The sequence below is a fragment of the Flavobacterium sp. RSP49 genome (assembly GCF_003968735.1).
Taxonomy (GTDB): Bacteria; Bacteroidota; Bacteroidia; order Flavobacteriales; family Flavobacteriaceae; genus Flavobacterium.
Genome location: NZ_RYDN01000030.1, coordinates 14,029 through 37,833 on the forward strand (window position 1 = coordinate 14,029; position 23,805 = coordinate 37,833).

The 23,805-nt window shown below is 36.2% G+C and carries 23 protein-coding genes and 1 riboswitch; of the genes, 10 read left to right on the forward strand and 13 right to left on the reverse strand.

The window, feature by feature from the left end; translation table 11 throughout:
- Positions 1–35: 35 nt before the first annotated feature.
- From EKM02_RS12235 to EKM02_RS12255, 5 genes are read right to left on the reverse strand one after another with little or no spacing between them, the layout of a single operon-like run.
- Positions 36–1,520 carry a cryptochrome/deoxyribodipyrimidine photo-lyase family protein gene (locus EKM02_RS12235; protein WP_126455551.1) on the reverse strand — a complete coding sequence of 495 codons (1,485 nt, stop codon included), beginning with the start codon at positions 1,518–1,520 and terminating at the stop codon, positions 36–38.
- Between the two features lie 6 nt (positions 1,521–1,526).
- On the reverse strand, positions 1,527–2,831 hold the full coding sequence (locus EKM02_RS12240; protein ID WP_126455553.1) for a DASH family cryptochrome: 1,305 nt from the start codon (positions 2,829–2,831) through the stop codon (positions 1,527–1,529).
- Positions 2,807–2,941 carry a DUF2256 domain-containing protein gene (locus tag EKM02_RS12245; protein ID WP_126455555.1) on the reverse strand — a complete coding sequence of 45 codons (135 nt, stop codon included), beginning with the start codon at positions 2,939–2,941 and terminating at the stop codon, positions 2,807–2,809. The genes EKM02_RS12240 and EKM02_RS12245 overlap by 25 nt, the downstream gene beginning before the upstream one ends.
- Positions 2,941–4,248 carry an ABC1 kinase family protein gene (locus EKM02_RS12250; RefSeq protein WP_126455557.1) on the reverse strand — a complete coding sequence of 436 codons (1,308 nt, stop codon included), beginning with the start codon at positions 4,246–4,248 and terminating at the stop codon, positions 2,941–2,943. The genes EKM02_RS12245 and EKM02_RS12250 overlap by 1 nt, the downstream gene beginning before the upstream one ends.
- Entirely contained in the window at positions 4,248–4,907 is a 660-nt protein-coding gene (locus EKM02_RS12255) for a TetR family transcriptional regulator C-terminal domain-containing protein (RefSeq protein WP_126455559.1), read from the reverse strand. Before EKM02_RS12255 ends, EKM02_RS12250 begins: the two co-directional genes overlap by 1 nt.
- A 119-nt stretch (positions 4,908–5,026) precedes the next feature.
- Here EKM02_RS12255 and EKM02_RS12260 point away from each other — a divergent pair, with 119 nt between their 5' ends.
- The gene (locus EKM02_RS12260; protein WP_126455561.1) at positions 5,027–5,941 is read left to right on the forward strand and encodes a TIGR01777 family oxidoreductase; all 915 of its coding nucleotides are present in this window, start codon (positions 5,027–5,029) and stop codon (positions 5,939–5,941) included.
- 2 nt (positions 5,942–5,943) lie between these two features.
- Here EKM02_RS12260 and EKM02_RS12265 read toward each other — a convergent pair whose 3' ends face one another.
- The 5 genes from EKM02_RS12265 to EKM02_RS12285 all read right to left on the reverse strand — a co-directional run bounded on the left by EKM02_RS12265 (position 5,944) and on the right by EKM02_RS12285 (position 12,511).
- Complete coding sequence (locus EKM02_RS12265) at positions 5,944–6,264, reverse strand: YceI family protein (protein ID WP_126455563.1); 321 nt, start codon at positions 6,262–6,264, stop codon at positions 5,944–5,946.
- A gap of 345 nt (positions 6,265–6,609) precedes the next feature.
- Complete coding sequence (locus EKM02_RS12270; protein ID WP_126455565.1) at positions 6,610–7,155, reverse strand: acyl-CoA thioesterase; 546 nt, start codon at positions 7,153–7,155, stop codon at positions 6,610–6,612.
- Entirely contained in the window at positions 7,156–7,521 is a 366-nt protein-coding gene (locus EKM02_RS12275; RefSeq protein ID WP_126455567.1) for a 6-phosphogluconate dehydrogenase, read from the reverse strand.
- A gap of 17 nt (positions 7,522–7,538) precedes the next feature.
- Positions 7,539–8,897, reverse strand: a complete 1,359-nt coding sequence (gene rmuC / locus EKM02_RS12280) for a DNA recombination protein RmuC (protein ID WP_126455569.1) — start codon at positions 8,895–8,897, stop codon at positions 7,539–7,541.
- Positions 8,898–9,097: 200 nt separating this feature from the next.
- Positions 9,098–12,511 (reverse strand): T9SS-dependent choice-of-anchor J family protein, encoded by a 3,414-nt coding sequence (locus EKM02_RS12285; protein WP_126455571.1) that lies wholly within the window; start codon positions 12,509–12,511, stop codon positions 9,098–9,100.
- Between the two features lie 465 nt (positions 12,512–12,976).
- Here EKM02_RS12285 and EKM02_RS12290 point away from each other — a divergent pair, with 465 nt between their 5' ends.
- Both EKM02_RS12290 and EKM02_RS12295 read left to right on the forward strand, forming a co-directional pair.
- A complete protein-coding gene (locus tag EKM02_RS12290) occupies positions 12,977–13,561 on the forward strand; it encodes a pseudouridine synthase (RefSeq protein WP_126455573.1) in 585 nt (194 codons plus the stop codon).
- A 23-nt stretch (positions 13,562–13,584) separates the two neighbouring features.
- Positions 13,585–14,040 carry a tRNA (cytidine(34)-2'-O)-methyltransferase gene (locus EKM02_RS12295; protein ID WP_126455575.1) on the forward strand — a complete coding sequence of 152 codons (456 nt, stop codon included), beginning with the start codon at positions 13,585–13,587 and terminating at the stop codon, positions 14,038–14,040.
- Here the strand turns inward: EKM02_RS12295 and EKM02_RS12300 are convergent.
- The 3 genes from EKM02_RS12300 to EKM02_RS12310 all read right to left on the reverse strand — a co-directional run bounded on the left by EKM02_RS12300 (position 14,037) and on the right by EKM02_RS12310 (position 17,078).
- Entirely contained in the window at positions 14,037–14,822 is a 786-nt protein-coding gene (locus EKM02_RS12300) for an ABC transporter ATP-binding protein (RefSeq protein WP_126455577.1), read from the reverse strand. The two genes, EKM02_RS12295 and EKM02_RS12300, sit on opposite strands and share 4 nt — an antisense overlap.
- 80 nt (positions 14,823–14,902) lie before the next feature.
- Positions 14,903–15,934, reverse strand: a complete 1,032-nt coding sequence (locus tag EKM02_RS12305; protein ID WP_126455579.1) for a FecCD family ABC transporter permease — start codon at positions 15,932–15,934, stop codon at positions 14,903–14,905.
- A gap of 1 nt (position 15,935) precedes the next feature.
- Positions 15,936–17,078: an ABC transporter substrate-binding protein gene (locus EKM02_RS12310; RefSeq protein WP_126455581.1), complete on the reverse strand. Its 1,143-nt coding sequence runs from the start codon at positions 17,076–17,078 to the stop codon at positions 15,936–15,938.
- 94 nt (positions 17,079–17,172) lie between these two features.
- On the opposite strand from EKM02_RS12310, the gene EKM02_RS12315 reads away from it, so the two are divergent.
- The 7 genes from EKM02_RS12315 (at position 17,173) to EKM02_RS12340 (ending at position 23,665) form a co-directional block, all read left to right on the forward strand.
- Positions 17,173–17,550: a DUF5522 domain-containing protein gene (locus EKM02_RS12315; protein ID WP_126455583.1), complete on the forward strand. Its 378-nt coding sequence runs from the start codon at positions 17,173–17,175 to the stop codon at positions 17,548–17,550.
- 1 nt (position 17,551) lies between these two features.
- Positions 17,552–18,061 (forward strand): bifunctional adenosylcobinamide kinase/adenosylcobinamide-phosphate guanylyltransferase, encoded by a 510-nt coding sequence (locus EKM02_RS12320; protein ID WP_126455584.1) that lies wholly within the window; start codon positions 17,552–17,554, stop codon positions 18,059–18,061.
- Positions 18,062–18,064: 3 nt separating this feature from the next.
- Entirely contained in the window at positions 18,065–18,232 is a 168-nt protein-coding gene (locus EKM02_RS14830; protein ID WP_158614751.1) for a hypothetical protein, read from the forward strand.
- A gap of 70 nt (positions 18,233–18,302) precedes the next feature.
- A complete protein-coding gene (gene cobT, locus EKM02_RS12325) occupies positions 18,303–19,979 on the forward strand; it encodes a nicotinate-nucleotide--dimethylbenzimidazole phosphoribosyltransferase (RefSeq protein ID WP_126455586.1) in 1,677 nt (558 codons plus the stop codon).
- Between the two features lie 66 nt (positions 19,980–20,045).
- Positions 20,046–20,822 carry an adenosylcobinamide-GDP ribazoletransferase gene (locus EKM02_RS12330; protein WP_126455588.1) on the forward strand — a complete coding sequence of 259 codons (777 nt, stop codon included), beginning with the start codon at positions 20,046–20,048 and terminating at the stop codon, positions 20,820–20,822.
- Positions 20,807–21,331 carry an alpha-ribazole phosphatase gene (cobC, locus tag EKM02_RS12335; RefSeq protein WP_126455590.1) on the forward strand — a complete coding sequence of 175 codons (525 nt, stop codon included), beginning with the start codon at positions 20,807–20,809 and terminating at the stop codon, positions 21,329–21,331. Before EKM02_RS12330 ends, cobC begins: the two co-directional genes overlap by 16 nt.
- 40 nt (positions 21,332–21,371) lie before the next feature.
- Positions 21,372–21,641: riboswitch (cobalamin riboswitch) on the forward strand.
- 98 nt (positions 21,642–21,739) lie between these two features.
- Complete coding sequence (locus tag EKM02_RS12340; protein ID WP_234423193.1) at positions 21,740–23,665, forward strand: TonB-dependent receptor plug domain-containing protein; 1,926 nt, start codon at positions 21,740–21,742, stop codon at positions 23,663–23,665.
- The last annotated feature ends 140 nt before the right edge of the window (positions 23,666–23,805 follow it).

Consider the following 23,805-nt stretch of genomic DNA (forward strand, 5'->3'; position numbering starts at 1 on the left):
GTGGTCTTGATTTCTTTGTGCTTATCGCTGAAAAATTATTCGCTATCGCCAATATCAGCCATGGTATGGAGTTTTAATATCCGGGAACTTTCCTCTTTTACTAATGGATTTTTCTTCATTTTCCATAATAAATCGCTAGCATATTTTCTTGTTCGTTCCATGTTTACAATTTGTTTTGGATAGTGAATGCCCACTTCAAACTCATTAAATTTTTGATCTAAATAGGTCATTTTATTTGGTTCGTGCACAAATGCCCTAGGTAAGTTTCGCAATTCTGGAACCCATTTTTTTATAAACTCACCATCAGGATCGTGCTCATAGCTGTTTTTTATGGGATTATAAATACGCAACATATTGATTCCGGTCTCGCCAGCCTGCATTTGCAATTGAGGAAAATGAATTCCGGGTTCAAAATCAAGGAACATTTGTGATAAATGTTCTGTAGCGTTCTGCCAAGGTTGCCATAAATTATGAGTAAAAAAGGAAACTAACATTGCACGCATTCTAAAGTTCAAATACCCTGTTTCGTTCAAACAACGCATGGAAGCATCGACTAATGGAAATCCGGTGTATCCCGTTTTCCAAGCTTTAATATAATTTTCATTCACTTTCTTTTGCAACGAATGGAATCCTTTATTCACACTTTCAAACTCCATGACTTCTTCCATTTCAAATTTTTGAATGAAATGTGCCTGCCAAGTCAGTCTGGATACAAACGAATCAATTTGTTTTTTGTCGCTGCAGTTTATTCGGAACGAAGCTGCCTTTTGCAAAACCTGTCTTGAAGATAGATTGCCCCATGCAATATATGGGGATAATCTACTGCAACTTTTTCGAGCTAGTAATGGTTTTGAAATATGAGAACTGTAATTGTGATACCGTTCCTCAAAAAATGTTTGTAAATACTTTCCAGCCATACTGCTACCTCCTTTTTGGAAAATAGTATCGGGAATGGTTTCCAGATTGGTTTTTTCTAGTGCTTTTTCAAGCTCAAGAATTGCTGCTGTATTAAGGAAATTCTCTTCTTTAGAATCAAATATAAATAGGGGTTCATTCATGTATTCTTCCCATTTAGAAACCCAGTTTGCTCTGTTTCTCAATGCTCTGAAAATGCCATTATTAATATTTTCTACCCAATTGATCTGATTATTTTTACAAAATCGTTTGAAGGTTTTGTCTCTTTCGTAAGTTATTTTTAACCCTGTTTCCTGGTGCGAAAAAACGGTGTCAATTTTGTATGTTTCTTCAAGGATATTGAAAACTTGCAGCACCTCTGAGGTTACTGCTAAAACCTGCGTGTTTGATTGTTCCAACTGTTTGTTGATGTCAACAAGCGATTGCTTGATGAAATTCCAGTGTCTAGAACTGTAATGTGAATCATTTTCTAATGACTTTTCAAACACATAAAGCAACAGAGTAGGCGTATCTGTTTTTGTGGCATTAAAAATTGCTTCGTTATCCTGCAAACGAAGATCTCTTTTTAACCAAACTACATTGATATTTTTTTTATTTGTATTCATTTATTTTTATAATAATTGTTGTTGCCGCCATAATTTTTGAAATTTTGATTGTCCGTCGTAATTCGTGGCTTGTAATTTAATATTAAATTTTCGATCTCTGGGATCGTTGCCTACTCCTGAAACATACATCCAGTTTCCATAATTGCTGTGAACATCGTAATCAATAAGCATTGCTTCAAAGTATGCCGCTCCTATACGCCAGTCCAATAGCAGATCTTTTGCAAAATACGACGCTACATTTTGTCTGCCGCGATTGCTCATCCAACCTGTTTGTTGTAATTCAAGCATATTTGCATTTATAAAAGGTTCTTCAGTTGCACCATTAATCCATTTATTGATGGCATACTTATTTCTTTTCCAATCGTATTTTTTGTTTAAAATTCCGCCAATCTTAAAAATTGAATTCCCATTTTTTAACGAAATATATTTAAAATAATCTCTCCAAATTAGTTCAAAAACCAACCAGTATGTTGAGTCATTCTTCTCGATTTGTTGTTCATATTTCAAAATTTCCCAGTAAATAGTTTTTGCAGAAATTGATCCATTAGACAACCAAGGTGAAAATTTCGAACTAAAATCAGTTCCAATTAATCCGTTTCGAGTTACTTTATAAACGCTCAGTTTTTTGGTTTTCCAAAAATAATTTTGCAAACGTTTCATTGCTTCATCTTCACCACCACCAAAAGGAAATGCCGTTCTGGAATCTATTTCAAAATCAGTAAAACCTAAATTTTTTATTGTAGGAATAACAGTTTGGTCTATGGTGTAATTATCAATTGACAACGGTTGAACTGAAAACTCAGGTCTGACTTTTGTCGTTTTTTCACATTTATTTCGGAATTGTGTAAAAACATTTGGAACCGCTTCAATAGCAAACGGTATTTCTTCCGGATGAAATAAGAACTGATTATAACTACTTTTAAACGCTACTGAATTTGGAACCTGAGTTTTTATGTTATCGGAAACTATCATTTCCTCAGAAGTCCATTCTTCTTGAAAATAGATCGAACTAATTTCGTTTTGAATGACAATCGCTGGAATACAGTCTTCTGGCTTTTGGTGATAAACCAATAAAGAAACATTCAAATTTTTTAGATTCTGTTTTAAAGCCGCTACCGATTCCAATAGAAATTTAGCACGGAATTTTTCTGTTTTTTTGAAACCATATTCATTTTCTTCAAAATGTCGTGGGTCAAAGCAATAAATTGCAATTACATGGTCATTTTCTTCCACCGCAGTAGATAGAGACTCATTATCATGAACTCTAAGATCATTCCTAAACCAAATTAACCCTTTTTGTTTCTTTTGCATTTTTCACTACAATATTTAACTTCGTTCCAAACTTTTTCCCATTTTTTCCGCCAGCTGAATGGTCGGTTGCAGACCATACACATTTTTGAAGGCAGATTTTCTTTTTTCACTACTTGTATTTTTCAAATTCATTGACAACTATTTTCGCTTTTAAATCAAACATTAAATTGTACAATCCAAAAAAAGTTCTATTCATATATATAAAATGTTTAGATCCACGATTTCCATTCATTTTACGAATATTGGTGTCTTTTGAAAATCGTTCCCCTAATTGTGCTATATTTTCAAAAAAACTTTCATCCGAGAAATCGAATATTTTCTCTTGAAAAGGTTTGGTAAACAACGATAATAAATCATGAAACAATTCTGTGAAATAGGCTATTTCTGGATCAGAATCATCAGCACGTAAAATTTCTAATTCAAATAATTTTGAATTGAATATTTTAGTATCGTTAATTACGTCTTTACTTACCAGCTCAAAATAGGGGGTGTAAAATTCTGTTGGAATTTGTTTCATACAACCAAAATCTAATGCTACTAATTGGTTTGCATCGTTGACTAAGAAATTTCCAGGATGTGGATCAGCGTGTACTTTTCTTAAAATATGAATTTGGTACATATAAAAGTTCCATAAAGCCTGACCAACTTTATTTGCTACTTCCTGATTGGTATTTGTTTTTGTAAATTCAGAGAGATGTTTGCCATTCATCCAGTCCATTGTGATGACTTTGTCAGTTGAAAAGGCAGGGTAATATTCCGGAAAAACCAGATTTTCTATTTTTTTGCAGGCGTCAACTACTTCTTGACTTTGTTTTAATTCTAAAACATAATTAGTTTCCTCAATCAATTTGTCTTCAACTTCCTTGAAATATTTATCAGAGTCTTTTCCTTGAAGGTTGAACATTCTGATGGCAATAGGTTTCACCATTGATAAGTCAGAGGAGATGCTGTTAGCCACTCCGGGATATTGAATTTTTACAGCTAGTTTTTTACCGTCTTTCATGGCAACATGCACCTGACCAATACTGGCGGCATTTTTCGATGTAGCATTGAATTCATCAAATATTTCATAAGGTGTTTTCCCAAAATTTGTTTTGAAGGTTTTCAGTACTAGCGGAGCTGAAAGTGGTGGGACAGAAAATTGGGATAGTGAAAATTTTTCTACATAAGCCTGAGGCAAAAAACTTTTATCCATACTCAACATTTGTGCTACTTTGAGCGCACTTCCTTTAAGGCTTTTGAGTCCGTCGTAAATATCCTCGGCATTATCTTCGTTTAATTTTTCACGAGTCAAATCAGAATTGACTATTTTTTCACCGTAATATTTTAGGTAATTTACGCCAACTTTAGCACCGGTTTGTACCAGCTTAGTTGCTCTTTCAATTTTTGATGTTGGAATATAATCTATAGTTTTCATTATTTGTTGTATATTTTTTCTTTGAAAATGAATTTTCCAAAGTCGATTAAACTGTCTATCGGTGCAATATTCATTAACTCAAAAGTTACTTTAACAGATTTTTCAATGTAAATGTCTGTTTTCTCAAAAGCAGCTGAGGCATCATCCAGCCAAAACTTTAGCGTTAATAAAAGTTGAATCCAGGAAGCTTCTTGAAAGGATTTCTCTTGAAAGTTTTGCAGTTTTTCCTGTTGTGTTCTAAATTCATCTGAGATTATTTCAGATAAATAATTTCTGAAACTGTTTCTGAGTCCAGAGAGTTGCATTAGTTTTTTCAACTGATTGTTGTGCTCCTTTAATACAAGAACAACGTAACTCCTGTTAGCAGTCAGGATCTCAAAAAATGTAAAGTAAAAACTTAACATTTTACTTTTCATGTCATACATTTCGTATTCCTTATTTTTGTTCAGTAAGTCAGTAGTTTTTTCTACAAACATTTTAAAAATTTCTTTCTCAATACTTTCAATTGTACCAAAAAAAGCATAGAATTCAGTTTCTGTAAAATCATTTATTTTTGTAAAATGATATACTGACTTTGGTTTCTCGCTGTGTTCAAGAACATAATTCATGTAGAACGAAACTATTTTGTCTTTTGTTACGGTTGTTTTTTTAGTTGCCATTTTTTACGATGTTTCAAATTAGAGTATAAAGGTAATAAATGTTTAAACATATATCAATAAAGTTAAACAAAATTTAATATAATTTTAGTATCAATATAAATCAGTAGCTTTACAGTATTATGAAAAAGAATGTTTTAATAAGCGGAGGTTCGGGATTTATCGGAAAAAATTTAACTGCTTTGTTGGTCGCAAAAGGGTATACAGTTTCCATTTTGAGTAGAAGTGAAAAGCGTAATACAGAAGCTGTGTTTTATTATAAGTGGGATGTAGTAAATCACACTATTGATGAAGCGGCAGTTTTGAACGCCGATTATATTGTACATTTAGCTGGCGAGAATATTGGGGAGAGGCGCTGGACGGCCAAACAAAAAGCGGCTATTATTGATAGCAGGGAGCAATCTGTTCAGTTGCTTTATACGGTTCTAAAAAAGCATGATAAAAAAGTAGAAGCGTTTATTTCCGCTTCGGCAGTAGGCATTTATGGTGCTGTCAATGGCGAAGAAATTTGTTCAGAAACCATGGCTCCTGCGAATGATTTTCTAGGATATACCTGCCAGAAATGGGAAGATTCCATAGATTTCATAGAAAATTTAAATATACGTACCGTAAAAATTCGCACCGGATTAGTGTTAGGAAAAAATGATGGTTTTTTAATGAAACTCACTCCTTTATTCAAGTATCGGTTAGGTTCTGCATTGGGATCTGGAGAGCAGTACATGCCTTGGATTCATATCGATGATTTGTGTGCGATCTACTTTCAGGCAATTGTCAATCCCAATATGGCTGGGCCGTATAATGCAGCGATTACTGATAATACTACAAACACCGTTTTTTCTAAAACCTTGGCATGTGTTTTTGGATATTCAATATGGTTGCCAAATGTACCTGCTTTTGTATTGAAATTAGCGATGGGGAAAATGGCGGTAATTGTACTAACGGGACGAAGGGTTTCTTCGGATAAAATAACTCAAACTGGGTTTAAATTTAAATTTAAAAATTTAGAAGGAGCTTTGAGAAATTGTTTAACAAAATAGATTTAATATAAGACACAAATGATTTTTGTGTTCACATTTTTGGATATTTTTCTGCGAACAATGAACGGAATTTTAATCTTGAAATCATCCGTATTTAGGGGAAATGTGGCATATAGCTCAATTCCCTGATCTACTTTTTTTAAGGTTCCGTTAAAAAGGAGCCTTTTAGTTCTTCCACGAATGGTTATCTTTCCATTTATTTGATATTCTCCTACAGCAATATTTATGTTTTTTAAATCGAATTTAGCAATTTTCTCTTTAAAAATGGCTGTTGGAAAACGATTGCTCTCCATATAATTATTGTTAAAATGTTCTTGAATCATTTTTCTTTGAACTTGAAATATTGGATGCTAATCTAACAAATGATCTGACCTGTCTTAGTGATTAAAATACAGGTTGTTTTCTCGTTGATTGCGTTCACTTCTTCAAATAATGGGATTGAAGCCTCAAAATTAATGATTCCGGAATAGGACACTATTTTTTCTTGAGCAGTGGTTGCTATTATAGTAAAGAGCAGTATTATTTGTATAATTTATTTCATAATGATTTATGAAATAAATTACTTAAAGTTACAAAATAAGCAGCAAATATAAAATTATTGTTTGCTTGAAATAACAACTGGATGGACTGATTTGTCTTTTCTTTTTTGACAATAAGTGTTTGCAACATTATAATTCTACTCGAACATTATATTTTTTTATATTTTCTAGTGCTTTTTCTGAACGGTAATCAAACGCTTCTTTATGGAGATTTTTTTCTTCTTTTAACGCTATTAGTTTGATGCAATTATAAAAACGGCGTACTTCATTGAGATTCGTGAGGATCAATCTGGGAACAAGGGTACTGTTGCCTTCCTTATCTTTGGCAACCATTGTGAAATAGGAGGAATTACAATGTTTAATTTTTCCGGTTTGAATGTTTTCGGCTTCTACCCGAATGCCAATAATCATTGAGCTTTTCCCTACATAATTCACGTTGGCTTTCATGGTTACCAATTCACCCACTTCAATAGGTTTAAGAAAGTTAACCGTATCTACCGATGCCGTTACGCAGTAATTTCCTGAAAATTTTGAAGCACAGGCAAAAGCAATTTGATCCATTAGGGACAAGATGTACCCACCATGAATTTTGCCACTGAAATTAGTGTTTGAGGGTAACATTAATTCTGAAATACTGATGTCAGATGATGCTACTGTTTTAAAAATGCTGTTCATTTATTTGATTTTAAAAGGAGAATTAACTTTCTTGACATTAGTAATAAAATAGTGTGAATCGCCCCACCATGGATATGTTCTATAACGTTCCATATAAGTTACTTGGACGTATTGTCCTTCAAATTTCTTTAAATCCGTAATTACTTTTTCCTCACTGTCCATTACCGAAAAAGAAAAAATTTGCGCACCAGAAATGCCTTGACTAATTTCGCCCTCCCAAGTTTTGAATACAACTCCCTTGCGACTCACTTTTATTAATTCGCCGGAGCGAACTCCTTCACTGTACGTAGCATAGTATATAAAAGTGAAATAACCCGTAACAGTTACTACAAGCAATACGGAAAGGATTAGTATGAATTTTTTCATTAGGATTTAGTTTAAAGTTAATTTTCGTTTTTTTTGGCTCGGTTTATAATGCTTTCGGGAAGTGATTTTTTCGCTTTAGCTCCCATTTTTTTTAATTTTTCGACACTCACAATTAGATTTCCTTTTCCTTCTACAAGTTTATTCATCGCACCGCTGTATTCTATTTTGCTCTCGTCTATTTTTTTTCCAATTTTGATTAGGTCTGCCACAAAACCTTCAAATTTATCATACAATGCGCCAGCTTGACGTGCAATTTCGAGTGCGTTTTCCTGTTGTTTTTGATTGGTCCACATGCTGTCAATTGTTCGCAGGGTAGCCAGAAGAGTTGCTGGAGTAACAATGACAATGTTTTTCTCGAACGCTTTGTTGTATAAAGACGTATCCTCATTGAGTGCCATGGCAAAAGCAGGTTCAATAGGAATAAATAACAACACAAAATCAGGACTTTCTATTTGGTACAAATCATGGTAGTTCTTATTGCCAAGTTGCTCTACGTGGCGTTTGATGGAACTGACATGCTCTTTTAGATAGGCAATTTTCAGTAGATCATCTTCTTCATTGATATATTTTTCATACGCCGTCAAAGAAACTTTAGAGTCAACTATCATTTTTTTACCCTCCGGCAGATTGATCACAACATCAGGAAAAACACGATTTCCATCTTCGGTTGTAAAGGCTTGTTGCACCTCATATTCACGGCCTTTCTCCAAACCTGATTTTTCAAGAACGCGTTCTAATACTAATTCGCCCCAATTTCCCTGCATCTTACTGTCTCCTTTCAAAGCCTTAGTTAGATTAATAGTTTCCCTGCTCATCTGGATATTCATTTCGCGTAAGCCCAGAATTTGTTGGCGTAATGCCGCATGATAATCAATACTTTCTTTGTGGGTGTCTTCAACTTTTTTTTCAAACAATTGAATTTTATCCTGTAATGGTGTCAGGATATTTTTCATGTTTTCCTTGTTCTGTTCCGTGAATTTATTGGACTTTTCTTCTAATATTTTATTGGCAAGATTCTCAAATTCCTTGGTGAATTTTTCTTGTAGTTTTTCCACTTCTTCTTTTTGTTCTTTGTTGCGTTCCCAAAGATTCTCAAAATCAACTTCTTTTTTTGAAAGCTGAATGGCTAAACTGTCTTTTTCGTTTCTGATGCTTTCTTTTTGGGAATGGGTGTTTTCCAGTTGCTTTTCAAAAGTTATTTTGTCTACAATTAGTTGTTCTTTCAGTTGATTGAATTGGGTGGAAAATGCAATCAGTTTTTCTTCTAAACTAATTTTTTCCGATTGAAATCGAGCAGAGAAAATGAGCTTGCCAATGAAAACACCAATCGCGAGCGCAACAATAAAAATCAATAAAAACGGAAACATATCTGACATAGAATTTCTTTTTGAAACGTTGTAAAAATAAACAAAAGTTTCCTGATTTTCTTTCGGAAATCAAAATACTAATGCAAGTTTTTTTATAGAAAGTTATTAATTTTGATGACTCAAACAGGCGGAGTTTTAAAAACATATTAGATAAAAAAGCCAGATTTCAAAAATGAAATCTGGCTTTTTTGAATACTGAAATTAGTCGTTTACTTTTTTACTAATTTATCTTTGAAAACTACTTTAGTACCATTGGAAAGGGTATAAATATAAATTCCTACCGGTAAATGAGCCACATCAATTCTTGTTGTGTTATCGCTGTTAAAACCTTTTAATTCAATTGGAACTCCCACCGATCTTCCTTGAATATCATAAATAGTTAGCTTCAGGTCTTTTGTGTTTCCGGAATTAATTACGATAGTAAAGGATTCTGAAGCAGGATTTGGATACGTAACTACTGTTGATTTAGTAGTCGAAATCAAATCATTAGTTGATAAGGTGGTATTCGTTTTAAGTTGGAAACGCGCAATGACCGGCCCATGATCAGAGGTGGTGTTGACATAATTAGCCACATCCAGTCTCGGGTCGTAAACTGTTGTTGAATTTGGTACATACTCTGCCATTAATTCATTTGAAATGATAATATGGTCTAAGAAACCTCCAGAAGACAGGTAGCTGAAAGCTCCCGCTTTGCTGATTTCTAAAGTCAAAGGGTTGTAACGGGCCGTATCCTCAACCATTTTTTGGTACGAGGATGGGTTACCTGCAATTACAGATTCGTCGACATCATCGTTATAATCTCCTAAGAGGATTAAATTGGCCTCTGGATAATTGACATCTAAACTGTCTTTCAACAATTCAGCGTCATATTTCCTCATATTGTATCTTGCGATATCGCTGCCACTATTTGCTCTGGCGTGAATGTTAATGATTTTTATGTCTTTTTTTACACCGCCAATATTAGTTTCAATTTCAACTATTTGCGGTAAGCGACCAGAGGAATAAAAACTAGCACTATTTCCGCCCGGGTAATTGGGTAAAGTTGCATTTCCTGCACGAATATCATCAAAAAGTTTGCTGAACAGTACTCGACTTTTTTTTACTGAGCTTGTTTGAGTATTGTAAAGAACCACTAATTTTTGAGCAGGGAAGTCAGGTGTAGGCGCATTGAAAGAATAGGACCAAGCAGGAGAAATCACTTTGGCAAAAGTTTTTCCGTTGACACTTATTTTTTGGATTAATGTCTCTAAAGCCGCATCATCAGAAATCTCTTGTAGGGCATAAACATCAGCATTCAACGTATTCATGACTTTTGCCACATTTTCAATTTGTAGCGCATCATCAGTTGGACCAAATTCAGTTCCTGTTGCACCGATTACATTGCTTCCAAAAAACTCTACGTTGTACGTTACGATGTCAAATGTTTCTGTTTTAGGTAATGAGGATCCTGATAAAGATCCAATTTCTTGATTTAATCCGGTTCCAACAGCGGTCAAACGACCTGAAATACTCAATGCTTTTGAGGAAGGGAAAAAACGTGCATAAATTATTTTCCCAGCAACTCCGTCAGCAGCTGAAACCGCTACACTGGATTGAAAATTACTGTTGTCAACAGACAACTGGTAATCAGCAGGAGCTGTAACAGTGATATCGCTATAACCACCAGCCATGAAAACAAACGACTGGCTTGTTGATGCGGTATTTGGTGCTACTTCTCCAAAATTAAAATTAGGATTTGAAGCTAAAAATGACGCTTCATTAGATATTTTCACATCATCAACAGTCCATTCGGCGCTATCCGTACCGCCGGAAGTTGAAGTCTCATATACCCAGGCCACATAAGTATGATTGGTTTTATAGGCCTCGAGATTGATATATTGCGATTGTTTGAAAGTTCCTGTAGTACTTGGAAAATCGCCTTCAAGAACCGTCCAAGTGGCTGTTTCCGGGGTGCTTTTGCCATCATAATCTACTGAGACCATTAATTTAAGCGGTGTTCCAGCGAAAAATTTACGCGAATAAAAAGACAATAATGGGAATTTATCAAAAGTGTCCAAACGTAAATTAGGAGAAATTAACCAATCTTTACTGGCCCCTGTTTCTGAATATCCATTCATTTGTACAGCAGCAGGAGAACTGTTGAAACGGGTAGTTGTGCTCACCCATTTACTCTTGCCTCCTGCCACACTATATTCTGTCCAACCACTGTTTGTAAGTACATTTACATCATTAAAATTTTGAAAATAAGGATTTATTCCTGTTCCTGATAAAGACACCGTCTTTGTAGAAGCGCCAGTAGATTCATGAGTGATTTTACCTGAAAAAAGACCAGTTGTAGTAGGTGTAAATCGTACATAAACTGTAGGTGTTGTATTGTTATTGAAATCTTGGGAAGCAAAAACCAATGCCGTTTGAAAACCAGTACTTTGATTTTTAGAAATGGTAAAGTTTCCGGATGTTGTCAGGGTTACTGCTCCAGTAAGATTAAGCGCTTCAATCTGGTAGTTTATTGCCGTTGAACTGAAATTTTGCTCCACAAAATTAAAATCTAATGCAGCTTTAGTAGTCGACAAAGAGGGAACAAGAACGCTGGAAGTTGTTATGTTTAATAGATTGCTTTCAGTTTGAGTATTACCAGTTGCATCTTCAGATATAGAATATAAAACATAATCAGTGCCTAACGATAATCCCGTTATGGTTTTTACAGACTCAATCGCGGCGTCCTTAATTTCCAGGATACCGGATTGTAAAGCGGGTGCATTGGTCGCATTTGTTCCTGCTTTTATTTGTGCACCGCTTGGGGTTGCACTTCCTGAAGGCAATAGCACAAAATAGGTTTTTCCGGGCTCGTCTAGTTTAGTCGAAAAATCAAATCCATCAGAAAGAATGCTGCTTATTTTTGGATATCCCACGGCATTTACAGGAGCTGTAACATCATTTATCACACTAATGTCATCAATGGCAAATGAGGGACGGGAACCACCGCCTGAAACTTGTCTTGAAATCCATCGGATCTGAACTACGTCTTTATTGTCGCATTCTATTGGCAGTACAACTTTTATTTTTTGAATGTTTTGCCCTATTGTTCCTGAAGTTTGTCCTGTTGCACCGCTCGAATACACCGTTGGGTATAAAGTAATAAAAGCATCAGCGGTGCCCACTCTGTATTGCAGGACGAACTCGTTGATCCGCGTATTGGAAGTTCCATTATAGGGATTACGAATCACCATCGCATCATATTCTACGGTAATTCCAGATTTACCAAGTGTTTTGAAAGCAAATCCTAAAGTTAAATCCAATGAACCGGTATTTAGAAAACCAATTTTTCCATTGTAATTATGGAAATTCCCGCTCGTTGTTGCAGCGGTACTACTGGCCACTAATGGTTTGTCTGCAACAACTGCAGCTGCGGTATTAAATGTACTTCCCGGTGCTGTACTGGCTGTCCAGCCCTGAAATCCGGCGGGATATGTAGCAGAGGCTGCATCTAAAGTTGAAAAATCCTGTAAAAAAAGTAAATCTTGAGGAGCTGGCGCAGTTCCTTGGGCAAAAACAGAGGCCGTAAAGCAATAAAAAAAACTTAAAAAAGCCATGATATGGCACAAATGGTACTTGTTTTTCATAGGTTTACGATTGAATTAGGAGTCAAAAATAACATTTCTTACGTTAACAGAATATTATAAATTCGTACTTCAGATTGTTTTTAAAGGAATTTATTATAAAAGAAAAGAGCTTTAGTAAAACCTAATTGTTCGCTTTTTTTCAATACGATGAATTCTTATTTTATCCAGTTTTATATTTCCTTCGATTTCAAAAGCTATACTTCAGAATTTATATTTTTGGGTGGATTTTAACTACTACTGCATACTTCATCTGTCAGTCGGCTTTTTCAAACCTAAAGCAGTTGTTTTTCTGCAATCTGTATTTTTAAAGTTAAGATAGCAACTTGCTGTAACAGTTCATCATTTATCCAAAGTAATTCTATTCGTTAATAAAATATTTAGTTTACACCAATAAATGTTTTCGGTTTTACTTTTTTAAACCCATTAAAAACTAAGCTATCTTTGTGCCAAAACAGAAAGTATAACATGTCTCATTCGCACTTTATCATACACAAACCATACGGCTATCTGAGCCAGTTTATTTATGAGCTCAAAAGGAAAAAGAAACTGCTGGGTGAATTGTACGATTTTCCCAAAGGAACGATGGCAATAGGACGTCTTGACGAAGATTCAGAAGGGTTATTGTTGCTGACCACGGACGGAATGATGAGCGAAATCATTAGAAGCAAAAAAGTCGACAAGGAATATTATGTACAAGTTGATGGTATTATTAATCAGGATGCCATTCAGCAATTGCAAAAAGGAGTCGAAATTGGTTTTAATGGCACTAAATACATCACTAAACCGTGTACTGCTTTTTTGATAAATGAAGTTCCCGCTTTTGGTGCCAGAGGGAAAAAAATAAGGGACGAACGCCATGGTCCAACTTCCTGGGCTTCAATTACTGTCAATGAAGGAAAGTTTCGCCAAGTACGAAAAATGACCGCAGCGGTTGGGTTTCCTACCTTGCGATTGGTTCGAGTGCGGATAGGAAATGTTTTTTTACATGATTTACAGGCGGGAGAAGTTGTGGAAGTGTCTGATTTTGCAGTCCATTCAAATGAAAAATAACAATAAAAAATACAATAGTTACAATGTTAAATATCGTTTTAGTAGAACCCGAAATACCAAATAATACCGGAAATATTGGCCGATTGTGCGTAGGAACCGAAAGCCGGTTGCATCTAATTCATCCTTTTGGTTTTGTGATCAATGATAAAAATCTAAAGCGTTCTGGACTCGATTATTGGGTGCATCTTGACGTTACCGAATATCAAAATATAGCCGAATGGAAAGTGCAGATTCCGGATTTGTCCCGCGTTTTTCTGATGAGTTCCCATTCTAAAAAATCGTATTTAGAAAATGATTTTCAAGAGGGTGACTGGTTGGTTTTTGGCAAAGAAAGCAAAGGGTTGAGTGAAGCTGTTTTAAACGAATTCCCCAATCATCTGACAATTCCTATGGCACCGCTGATCCGGAGTTTCAATATTGCTAATTCCGTGGCTTTTGTCATTGGCGAAGCAAAAAGACAAATAGGATTGCAGATTTAAGAAATAATAAACTTTCCTTTTTCAGCATCAAAAACAATATGCTCATCTTTGAACAGCGTATTGAAAGTTCCTTTCATAATCAAATTACAAGGTTGGTCCTGAACGACGGTTTCCGGAGTCATAATGATCATTTCATCACTTAATTGTATGGCCATATCAATATCATGTGTAGAAAAAAGAATGCATTTTTGAGTTTCCGCTGTAAGTTTTTTTAGGAGTTTAAACAACACCACTTTGTGTAATAAATCTAAATGGGTCGTGGGTTCGTCCAGAATGATTAACGGTGTGTCTTGTGCTAAAGCCCTTGCGATCAGAACGATTTGTAACTGTCCGTCACTGATTTCGTAATGTTTTTTTGAAACCAAATGACCAATTTGTGTGAGTGCAATTGCTTGGTTAATTTTAGCAATATCAGTGTCGGTTAATTTTCCAATCCAATTGGTGTACGGTTGCCTTCCTAAAGCGATGAGTTCCCAAACGGTCAAATTACTGGGCGGTAATTTTTCAGTTAAAACGATGCTTAAATTTTGTGCCAAGGTTAACGTATCCAGCTCTTGAATATTTTTGTTATTCAGCAAAGCAGTTCCTGAAAGGGGTTTCTGAATTCCGGTTATGGTTCGTAAAAGTGTAGATTTTCCAATTCCGTTAGCGCCTATTAAGGTAATGAGTTTTCCTTTATCTAAGTTTAAGTTGAGGTTTTCGGCAATACAAATAGCCGCACTTTTAGTTTTGTAACCAATGCTCAAATTGTTTGTTGAAAGGATGTTCTTAGTGGTACTCATTTTTCTTTTTTTGGAAAATTTAAACGTCGATTATATCGATTTTAAAAACAAATATAAATATAGGCACGCAATTTTTAATATTATCCCATCATTTTTCGTTTTCGGACAATCAGCCAGATAACTATAGGCGCTCCTAGTAAGGAAGTGATGGCATTTATTGGCAATGTGATATTCGTACCTGGCATTTGGGAAATTGCATCGCAAATGAGCATTATTGCGGCTCCTAAAAGGAGGGTGCTCCAGTACAATATAGAATGGTTGCTGGTTTGAAACAGTAATTTTGCTATATGTGGTACGGCTAAACCAATGAAAGCAATAGGTCCAGCATACGCAGTAATGCTTCCCGCCAATATACTCGTTGCAATAATGATAATCAATCGTGTTCTTTTGAAATTCAGTCCCATACTTTGGGCATAATTCTCTCCTAAAAGCAAGGCATTAAGTGGTTTTACGCTGAATAGGCTTAATAATAATCCTATAACTACGCACACTGTCAAAATCAAAATCGAGGACCAAGAAAGATTCCCTAAAGATCCCATAGACCAGAAAGTGAATTTTTGCAATTGTTCTGCCGAGCTAAAATAGGTCAGTACGCCCACCACAGCACTTGTAAAACTACCAAACATCAAGCCTACAATCAGTATGGTCATCGTGTCCCGCAAGCGTCTGGAAATTACTAAAATGGCAAGTAGAACGATAGAACTGCCAAGGGTAGAGGCAAGGACTACTCCGTAAGACGACAGTAAAATACCACTTAGAAATGGAGGTAATAATCCCGCACCCAAAATTACAAAGGCAACTCCCAGACTCGCTCCTGAACTCAACCCTAAAACATAGGGACCAGCCAGCGGGTTTCTAAAAAGGGTTTGCATTAATAATCCACTGATCGAAAGTCCCATTCCGACTAAAACTGCTGTGATTGCCTTAGGTAAGCGGTAGTTGATAATAATGTATTCCCAAGTTGATCTGCTGGCCTGACCACCGGTTAAACTCGTGTACACCTCCCGAAAAGGAATTCGTATCGAACCCAAACTGATGTTCAGAAAAAACAAGAAAAGAAGCCCTGAAGCAAGAGCGGAAAATAAAAGGATATTTCGGTTTTTATTGGCCAACTTAGTTCAGTTTTTGTGCAAAAGTAAAAGTATAATTTGGAAGCAATTCAGGGTGAAAAATTTTGATGTAGTCTTTTAAAATCAAATCCGGTCTGCTCGGTCCTGTTTCATAATAAATGGTTCCTCCTGTTGCTCCTAATTTGCTTTCGAAAGTATAAATATTTTTGGTAGAAAAAGCGTTAAACTGACTGTAGTGGGGATTGCTTTTTTCTAATTCTGACAGGTTTTTAAATGATCCGGAAGCAATCCAGTGAGTCGCATTTTTTGCTTTATACAATACCTGTTCAAAAGAAAGTGCCTGGCTTCCTGTTCCTTCCAGATTTGCCCAGAGATAGGTTGCTTTTGCATCTTTCATGAATTGTGCCACCCAGCTGTTTCCCTTGGCAACAAACCATTGATCTTGATACATTGAGCCATACAATACAGTAGATTCAGGCTGTTTGTCTGCAACTAATTGTACCGCTTCCTTGTAGTCTTTTGTAATCTGGTCAAAAAGTATTTTAGCTTCTTTTTCTTTGCCAAAAAGAGCGCCATAAAGTTTGAGCCATTCTGCTTTTCCAAGAGGAGATTGTTCCATCCAGTCGCCTTGAATCATGATTTTTAATCCGCTTTTTTGTAAGTTTTCAATCATTGGGTTGTTATTGTCGATGCCAAAAGTGACAATCAGGTCAGGAGCGATATCGATCAGTTGTTCTATGTTTAGCTTTTCATTTTGCCCCACATTTTTGACAGAACCGTTGTCAATTAGGCTGCGGGTTTTCTCAGAAGATACGTAATCAGTATGCGGAAAACCAACTAATTTGTTTTCGGCACCAATCATTTCCAGGAAAGGAATATTGGTTGTTGAGGTAACCACAATCGTTTCTAACGGCACTTGAATTATGAGGTTTTTTTGTAAAGTATCGGGAATAACAGCTCCTTTTTCTTTTAAGATATAAGTGAAGTCTGTAGCAGCATTTGGCCATGGATTACTCACTTTTACCAGCGAGTACCCTTGATATTTGTAAATAGCCAGACCACTTGCATATTCAATTTCGTTGTTAGCGTTACTTATTTTTAGTGTTGCAGGGTTTTCGTTTTTTTTGCAACTGACGAATGATAAAAGTGCCACCGCAAAAAGGATTTTATAAAGATAAATTTTCATGATTCCATTTTCAATACTGGCAAAGGTAGGCCATTTATAAAATTTATTGTTTAATTTTTATAGTAAAAATTTCAACAAATACTATCTTTGACAAATGGATAGCCTAAAGATTAAAAACTGCTCCAGTTGTACAAAACCTTTTAACTGCGGGGACGATTTTCAAGGTAATAGCTGTTGGTGTGCTGATTTTCCTCCTGTTTTTTCTCCTTTAGATGGTGTGGATTGCCTTTGTCCCAGCTGTTTTGCTACGGCTTGTTCGATTAAAATTGAGGAGTATGTGGGCACAATAACCCCGGAAACGGCTAAAGGAAATAAAGCAGCAACTTTGCCTAAAACGGATCAGCTAATCGAAGGAATCGATTATTATATTGCACAAGGCAATTACGTTTTTAAGGCTTGGTTTCATTTAAAAAGAGGACATTGTTGTACTAATGGTTGCCGCCATTGTCCCTATGGATTTAAAAAGAAGTAGCATGATATATTTGATAACAGGTGGAGAACGCTCCGGAAAAAGTAGGTATGCTCAGGACCTGGCAATGGAACTTTCGGCCAGACCCATGTATGTGGCAACCGCCAGAAAATGGGATGGTGATTTTCAAAAGCGAATTGATCGTCACCAACAAGAACGTGACGAGCGCTGGATAAATATCGAGAAAGAAAAACAATGGAGCGAGATCGATTTTTCCGGTAAAGTAGCCGTGATTGATTGTGTGACCCTTTGGTTGACTAATTTTTTTGTAGACACTAAAAATGATGTCGCTTTATGTTTGGAACAAGCCAAAGCCGAATTTGAACAAGTGGCCAATCAGGAAAATACAACCGTTATTATTATCACTAATGAAATAGGCATGGGCGTACATGCTGAAACTCAAATTGGTAGAAAATTTACCGAATTACAAGGTTGGATGAATCAATATTTAGCTAAAAATGCGGATAAGGTGATTTTGATGATTTCTGGAATTCCAGTTACCATAAAACAATAAAAGATGAATTTTGTAAGTTCTTGGGGCGGAGGAAAAGACAGCTGTTATGCTGTGATGAGAGCTAGTCAAAACGGTTTTATTCCACAGGGATTACTCGATATGATGAATGAAAACGGGAAAGTTTCCCGCTCACACAGATTGCCGTTGTCTGTTTTGAAGCAGCAAGCCTAAAAAATGCAGGTGGCTATTGAATCACTGTTTGTCCAAACTTTAAAAGTACTCAAAAACATCGTATTTCAAGATGAAAAACTTAGATGAAATTATAAAATCGCGCCGAGATACCCGTCATTTTACCTCGGAACCAGTCCCTGAATCTGTTATTGAAAAAGCATTACAGGCCGGTCATTATGCTCCTTCTGTTGGATTGACGGATGCTACAAAGTATTACCTCATTAAATCAGATGTCATAAAAAAATCCATAAAAAATTTATTTTTGGATTTTGATAAAAAAGCAGCGAATCAAACTGACACGGCAGCACAAAAAACGCAGTATCAAGCTTTAAAATTAGAGGCAATAGAGGAAGCACCGCTTGGATTGGTGATTTGTTATGATCGTTCGGTTTTGAATAATTTTACCATCGGCACCGTGGGAAGTAATGAAGCCATCAAATTTAGTGCGGTTTGTGCTGCGCAAAATATTTGGCTTTCCCTAACCGAACAAGGGTATTCCATGGGCTGGGTTTCTATTTTGAATTATAGTCAGTTCAAGGAATTATTGGGTTTGGGAGAAAATATGGAGCCTTTAGGGTATTTTTGTGTGGGAAAACCAGCTACTGATTATGACAACCAACCCATGTTACAGCAATTGAATTGGAAACAAAAATCAGAAAGTCCATCTGTCGAAGAAATTACGAAAGTGCATCAAAAAGATAAAATTTCGGTGCCGGAATTTAAGACTGTCATTCTAGATACAATCCATTTATCTGAAGCACTGCAGTATAAAATCGATCAGAAGACCAAGCCAACAGGTTCATTGGGTGTTTTGGAAGTTTTAGCCAAACAAATTGGCGAAGTTTTTCAAACATTGGAACCAAAAATTTTAGAACCTACACTTGTTGTTTTTGCTGCAGATCACGGAATTGCTGCCCACGGTGTTAGCGCTTATCCACAAGATGTTACCAGACAAATGGTGGCTAATTTTCTGGACGGTGGAGCTGCAATAAATGTGTTTTGTAAACAAAATTTCATCAAATTAGCCATAGTTGATGCAGGAGTAAATTATGATTTTTCGATGACGAGTACTTTGATTTCGGCCAAAATTGCCAAAGGAACCCAGTCGTTTCTGCAGGGTCCGGCAATGAGTCTTACCGAATTGCAGCACTGTTATACCAAGGGAAATGAAATTGTTACCGCTATTGCCAAAACGGGAAGTAATTGTATTGGTTTTGGAGAAATGGGTATTGGGAATACATCAACTGCTTCAGTTTTGATGAGTGTAATTACTGGAATTGCAATTGAAGACTGCATCGGAAAAGGAACTGGAGTAAGCGATGAAAGACTACTTCAAAAACACCGGTTACTCAAAAAAGCTATTGAGGATTATCAAGGCTCGCCAACATTAGAAGATAAGTTAGCTCATTTTGGTGGCTTTGAAATTATGCAAATGGCTTCTGGAATGCTCACGGCACATCAAAACAGAATGCTGCTTCTTGTAGATGGATTTATTTGCAGTGTGGCTTTTTTGATTGCATATAAAAAAAATCCACTGATTCTAAAAAATGCTGTTTTCTGTCATTGTTCTGCAGAACAGGCGCATGCTAAATTATTGGATTATTTAGGTGTAAAAGCCTTGCTCCAGCTTGACTTGCGCTTGGGTGAAGGAACGGGTTGTGCGGTGGCTTTTCCAATTATTCAATCGGCAGTTGCTTTTTTGAATGAAATGGCCAGTTTTGATAGTGCCGGTGTGAGTACAAAATAATAATTTTTTCAGTCCAAATTCATAAATAGAGCACTAAAAACGACATAAAATCCAGATTGCATTCACATGAAAAAAGAACTACACATATTTTTTACCGCATTGATGTTTTACACCCGAATTCCCTGTCCTAAAAACATCGATCATAACCCGGATTATTTAAATAAGGCATCTCGTTATTTTCCTTTAATTGGTTGGATTGTAGGTACTATTAGTTTTTTAGTCTATGATGTATCGGTTGGTGTTTTTACCCCTGAAATAGCGATTGTTCTCTCGATGATTGCTGGAATCCTTACTACCGGTGCTTTTCATGAAGATGGTTTTGCTGATGTTTGTGATGGTTTTGGTGGGGGTTGGACCAAAGAAAAAATCTTGGTGATAATGAAAGACAGTGCCATTGGAGCTTATGGTGCCATAGGTTTGGTACTGCTGTTTTTATTGAAGTTTCAGGCTGTTTCGGAGGTACTTACTACTTCTTCATTACAGAATTTATTGCTTTTTGTTGCAGCACATTCCGTGAGTCGTCTGGCAGCCATTTCTATTGTTTTTACGCATCAGTATTCCCGTGAAGATGCCTCGAGTAAAAGCAAGCCCATTGCACAAAGTTATTCCTGGCGTGAGGTGATTGGGGCGTTCTTTTTTGGGTTGTTACCGCTTATTGTTTTGTCTTTTTTTCATTGGCAAATGTTGTTGGTGTTAGTGCCGGTGTTTATGACCCGCTTTTTTCTAGCTCGTTATTTTCAAAAATGGATAGATGGCTATACGGGGGACTGTCTCGGTGCAACACAGCAAGTTTGTGAAATTATATTCTACTTATCTTGTATTGCTTTATGGAAGTTTATTTAGTACGCCATACCGAAACCGTTTGTGAAAAAGGAATTTGCTACGGACAAGCTGATGTGGCATTGTTGGAGCCTTATGAACAACAATTTGAAGCCATAAAAGCACAAATTCCTGCTGAAAGTATCGTGTACTCTAGTCCGTTAAATCGATGTGTGGAGTTGGCAAACTTCCTATCATCAACAAAAATACAAATGGACTCCCGGTTAATGGAAATGAATTTTGGTGATTGGGAATTAAAAAATTGGGATAGCATTCCGGTTATCGATTTTACTCCTTGGATGAATGATTTTGTTCATGTTCGTGTGCCAAACGGGGAGTCTTTTACAGACCTCCATGATAGAGTTAGCGATTTTTTAGATAATGGACTTCCTAAAAAGACCACTAAACCTATTGTAATTGTAACCCATGCCGGAGTGATTCGAAGTATTTTGTGTAAAATTACAAAGTTGCCACTACGAGATGCGTTTCAAAATAAAGTGAACTTTGGAGCGGTGATTAAAATTGAAGTATAAAATTGAGAATAGTGTAGGATAATAACGTAATATAATTTTATCTTTGCCGCCGTAATGAGGTTGCTGTTTTGTTTTTCATACCAGCATTAAAAGGGAATCAGGTAAGCGATTACAGATTTCAGTATTCAGATTAGAGAGTTTACATCCTAAATCAAGAATCCTAAATCAAGAATCAAAAATCCTGGGCTGTACCCGCAACTGTAAGCTATAAAGCTTGTTGTTATCTACAAAACCACTGTTCGTCTTTGCGAATGGGAAGGTAAACAACAAGACGCGAGCCAGGAGACCTGCCTGTTACATCGAGTATCAAACTTTCGGGAAAAAAGGTTTGGGTATGGGTAATTCTATGCTTTTCTCCCATTTATAGTCATGTGGCAGTACCATAAAACTGCTATTAAATGTTTCAAAATGAACAAGAAAATCGTTCGTATTAGTGCGCTCTGCGTACTGATGACTTCGTGTGCTTTCGCACAACAAAAAGACACCATTGCATCCACAAATCAATTGGATGAGGTCGTAATTTCCGATTCTAAATTTGCTTTGCCAAAAGAAAAGTCCGGAAAAGTAATCGTAAAAATTACAGCCGAAGATTTAAAGAGAAGACAAGGGCAAACTGTAGCTACCATTTTGAGTTCAGTAGCCGGAATTGAAATCAACGGAAACCAAAGCCGGAATGGAAAGGATTTAGGGGTTTACGTTCGAGGGGGACGAAATCATCAAGTGCTAATTCTTATTGATGGTGTTCCGGTTACCGATGCTTCTGGAATTAGCTTATCGTATGATTTGCGCTTGCTGCCCGTTGAACAAATAGAAAGTATTGAGGTGATGAAAGGCGCTTCAAGTACTTTATACGGATCGGGTGCCGCTGCCGGAGTTATTAATATTACGTTGAAAAAAGCTTCCAAAAAAGCGATTGCAGCAAATGCATACCTTAATGTGGGCACCCAAACGATTGCCAATCAGGAAAATTATAGTATAAATGACTACAGCCAAGGGGTTGCTTTGAACGGAAGCGCTGAAAAAATTAATTATTATGCTTCCTTAAACAGCACCGAAACCACGGGAATTTCTGAGGCAAAATCACCTAATGACGCTGTTTTATTTGAAGCTGATCGTTTTTCCAGAGTGAACTCAGTGGTGAAAATTGGTTTCAAGCCAACAGCTAAATTAGATTTGGATTTCTTTGCAAACTACGATAAAATAAAAAGCGATTTTGATGCAGGATCTTTTGCGGATAACGATGAAAACAGCAGTGCCTCTGAACAATTTCGAGTTGGGTTTTCACCAAAATACAAATATAAAAAAGGAGAATTTGTAATCAATTCAAGTGCTAATTTAATTACAAGATCGATTTTTAATTATGGAACAATGTTGGATTATAAATCCAGAAGCGTCAATGCAGATGCGTTTAATAAATATGAAATTTCACCTGAATTATTCCTGGTAACAGGTGCTCAATTTCAATTTCATGAAATGTCTAATGAGAGCCCGTACGAGGCCATAGCAAATGAATTGGCCAAATTTAATATGATTGATCCCTATGTGACGGCGGTTTATAGCTCTGAATTTGGGTTAAACCTGAATTTGGGAGCTCGTTACAACATGCACAGTAAATACGGAAATAATTTAGTTTACAATGTAAATCCTTCTTTTTCATTTCCTAATTTACCCTTGAAACTACTAGCTTCTTACAGTACGGCATTTGTAGCCCCTAGCTTGTATCAATTGTATTCTCCTTATGGTGATTTGAATTTATCCTCAGAGAAAGATAAAACATTTGAATTGGGTTTTGAAACAACGATGATTGATAAAAAATTGGTTCTGAATGCTTTGGTTTTTCAAAGAGAGGAAGAAAATGCGATTGGGTTTGATTTAGTGTCTTACAAGTATTTTAATGTTGCGGGTCTAAATAAAGTCAAAGGGTTTGAGACCATGATTTCGTATGCTTTGACGGCTAAAATAAATTTGAATGCCAATTATGCGTTTACAGAATTAGAAAAACAATCGCGAGTGCTGAATCCAAAACACAAAGCGAACGCCGCAGTTGATCTGCAAGCAACGCCTCGTTTGGCTTTTAATGCCACATATCAATTTGTTTCGGATCGCTATTTTGAGTATACAACATATCCGGCACCCACTTTTGATCCGGTATTGAATTCTGAAATACTGAAAGATTACCAGCTGATCAACATGAATGTACGGTATGAGTTGATCAAAAATCGAATGAATATTTATGCAGCAGCAGATAATATTTTAGATAAGGATTTTGTTGAAACAAGAGGGTTTAGTACCAGAGGACGAAATTTCAAAGTAGGTTTGAATATCAAAATGTAATACCATTGCATTATTCCATAAAAAAAGAGGCTTTCAGTGATGAAAGCCTCTTTTTAGTTTATAAAATGTCCCGTCCTGAAATAGCGATACACAAAAAGTATCCTAATGGAAAAACATGAAGAAACACGCTATGTGAAGCG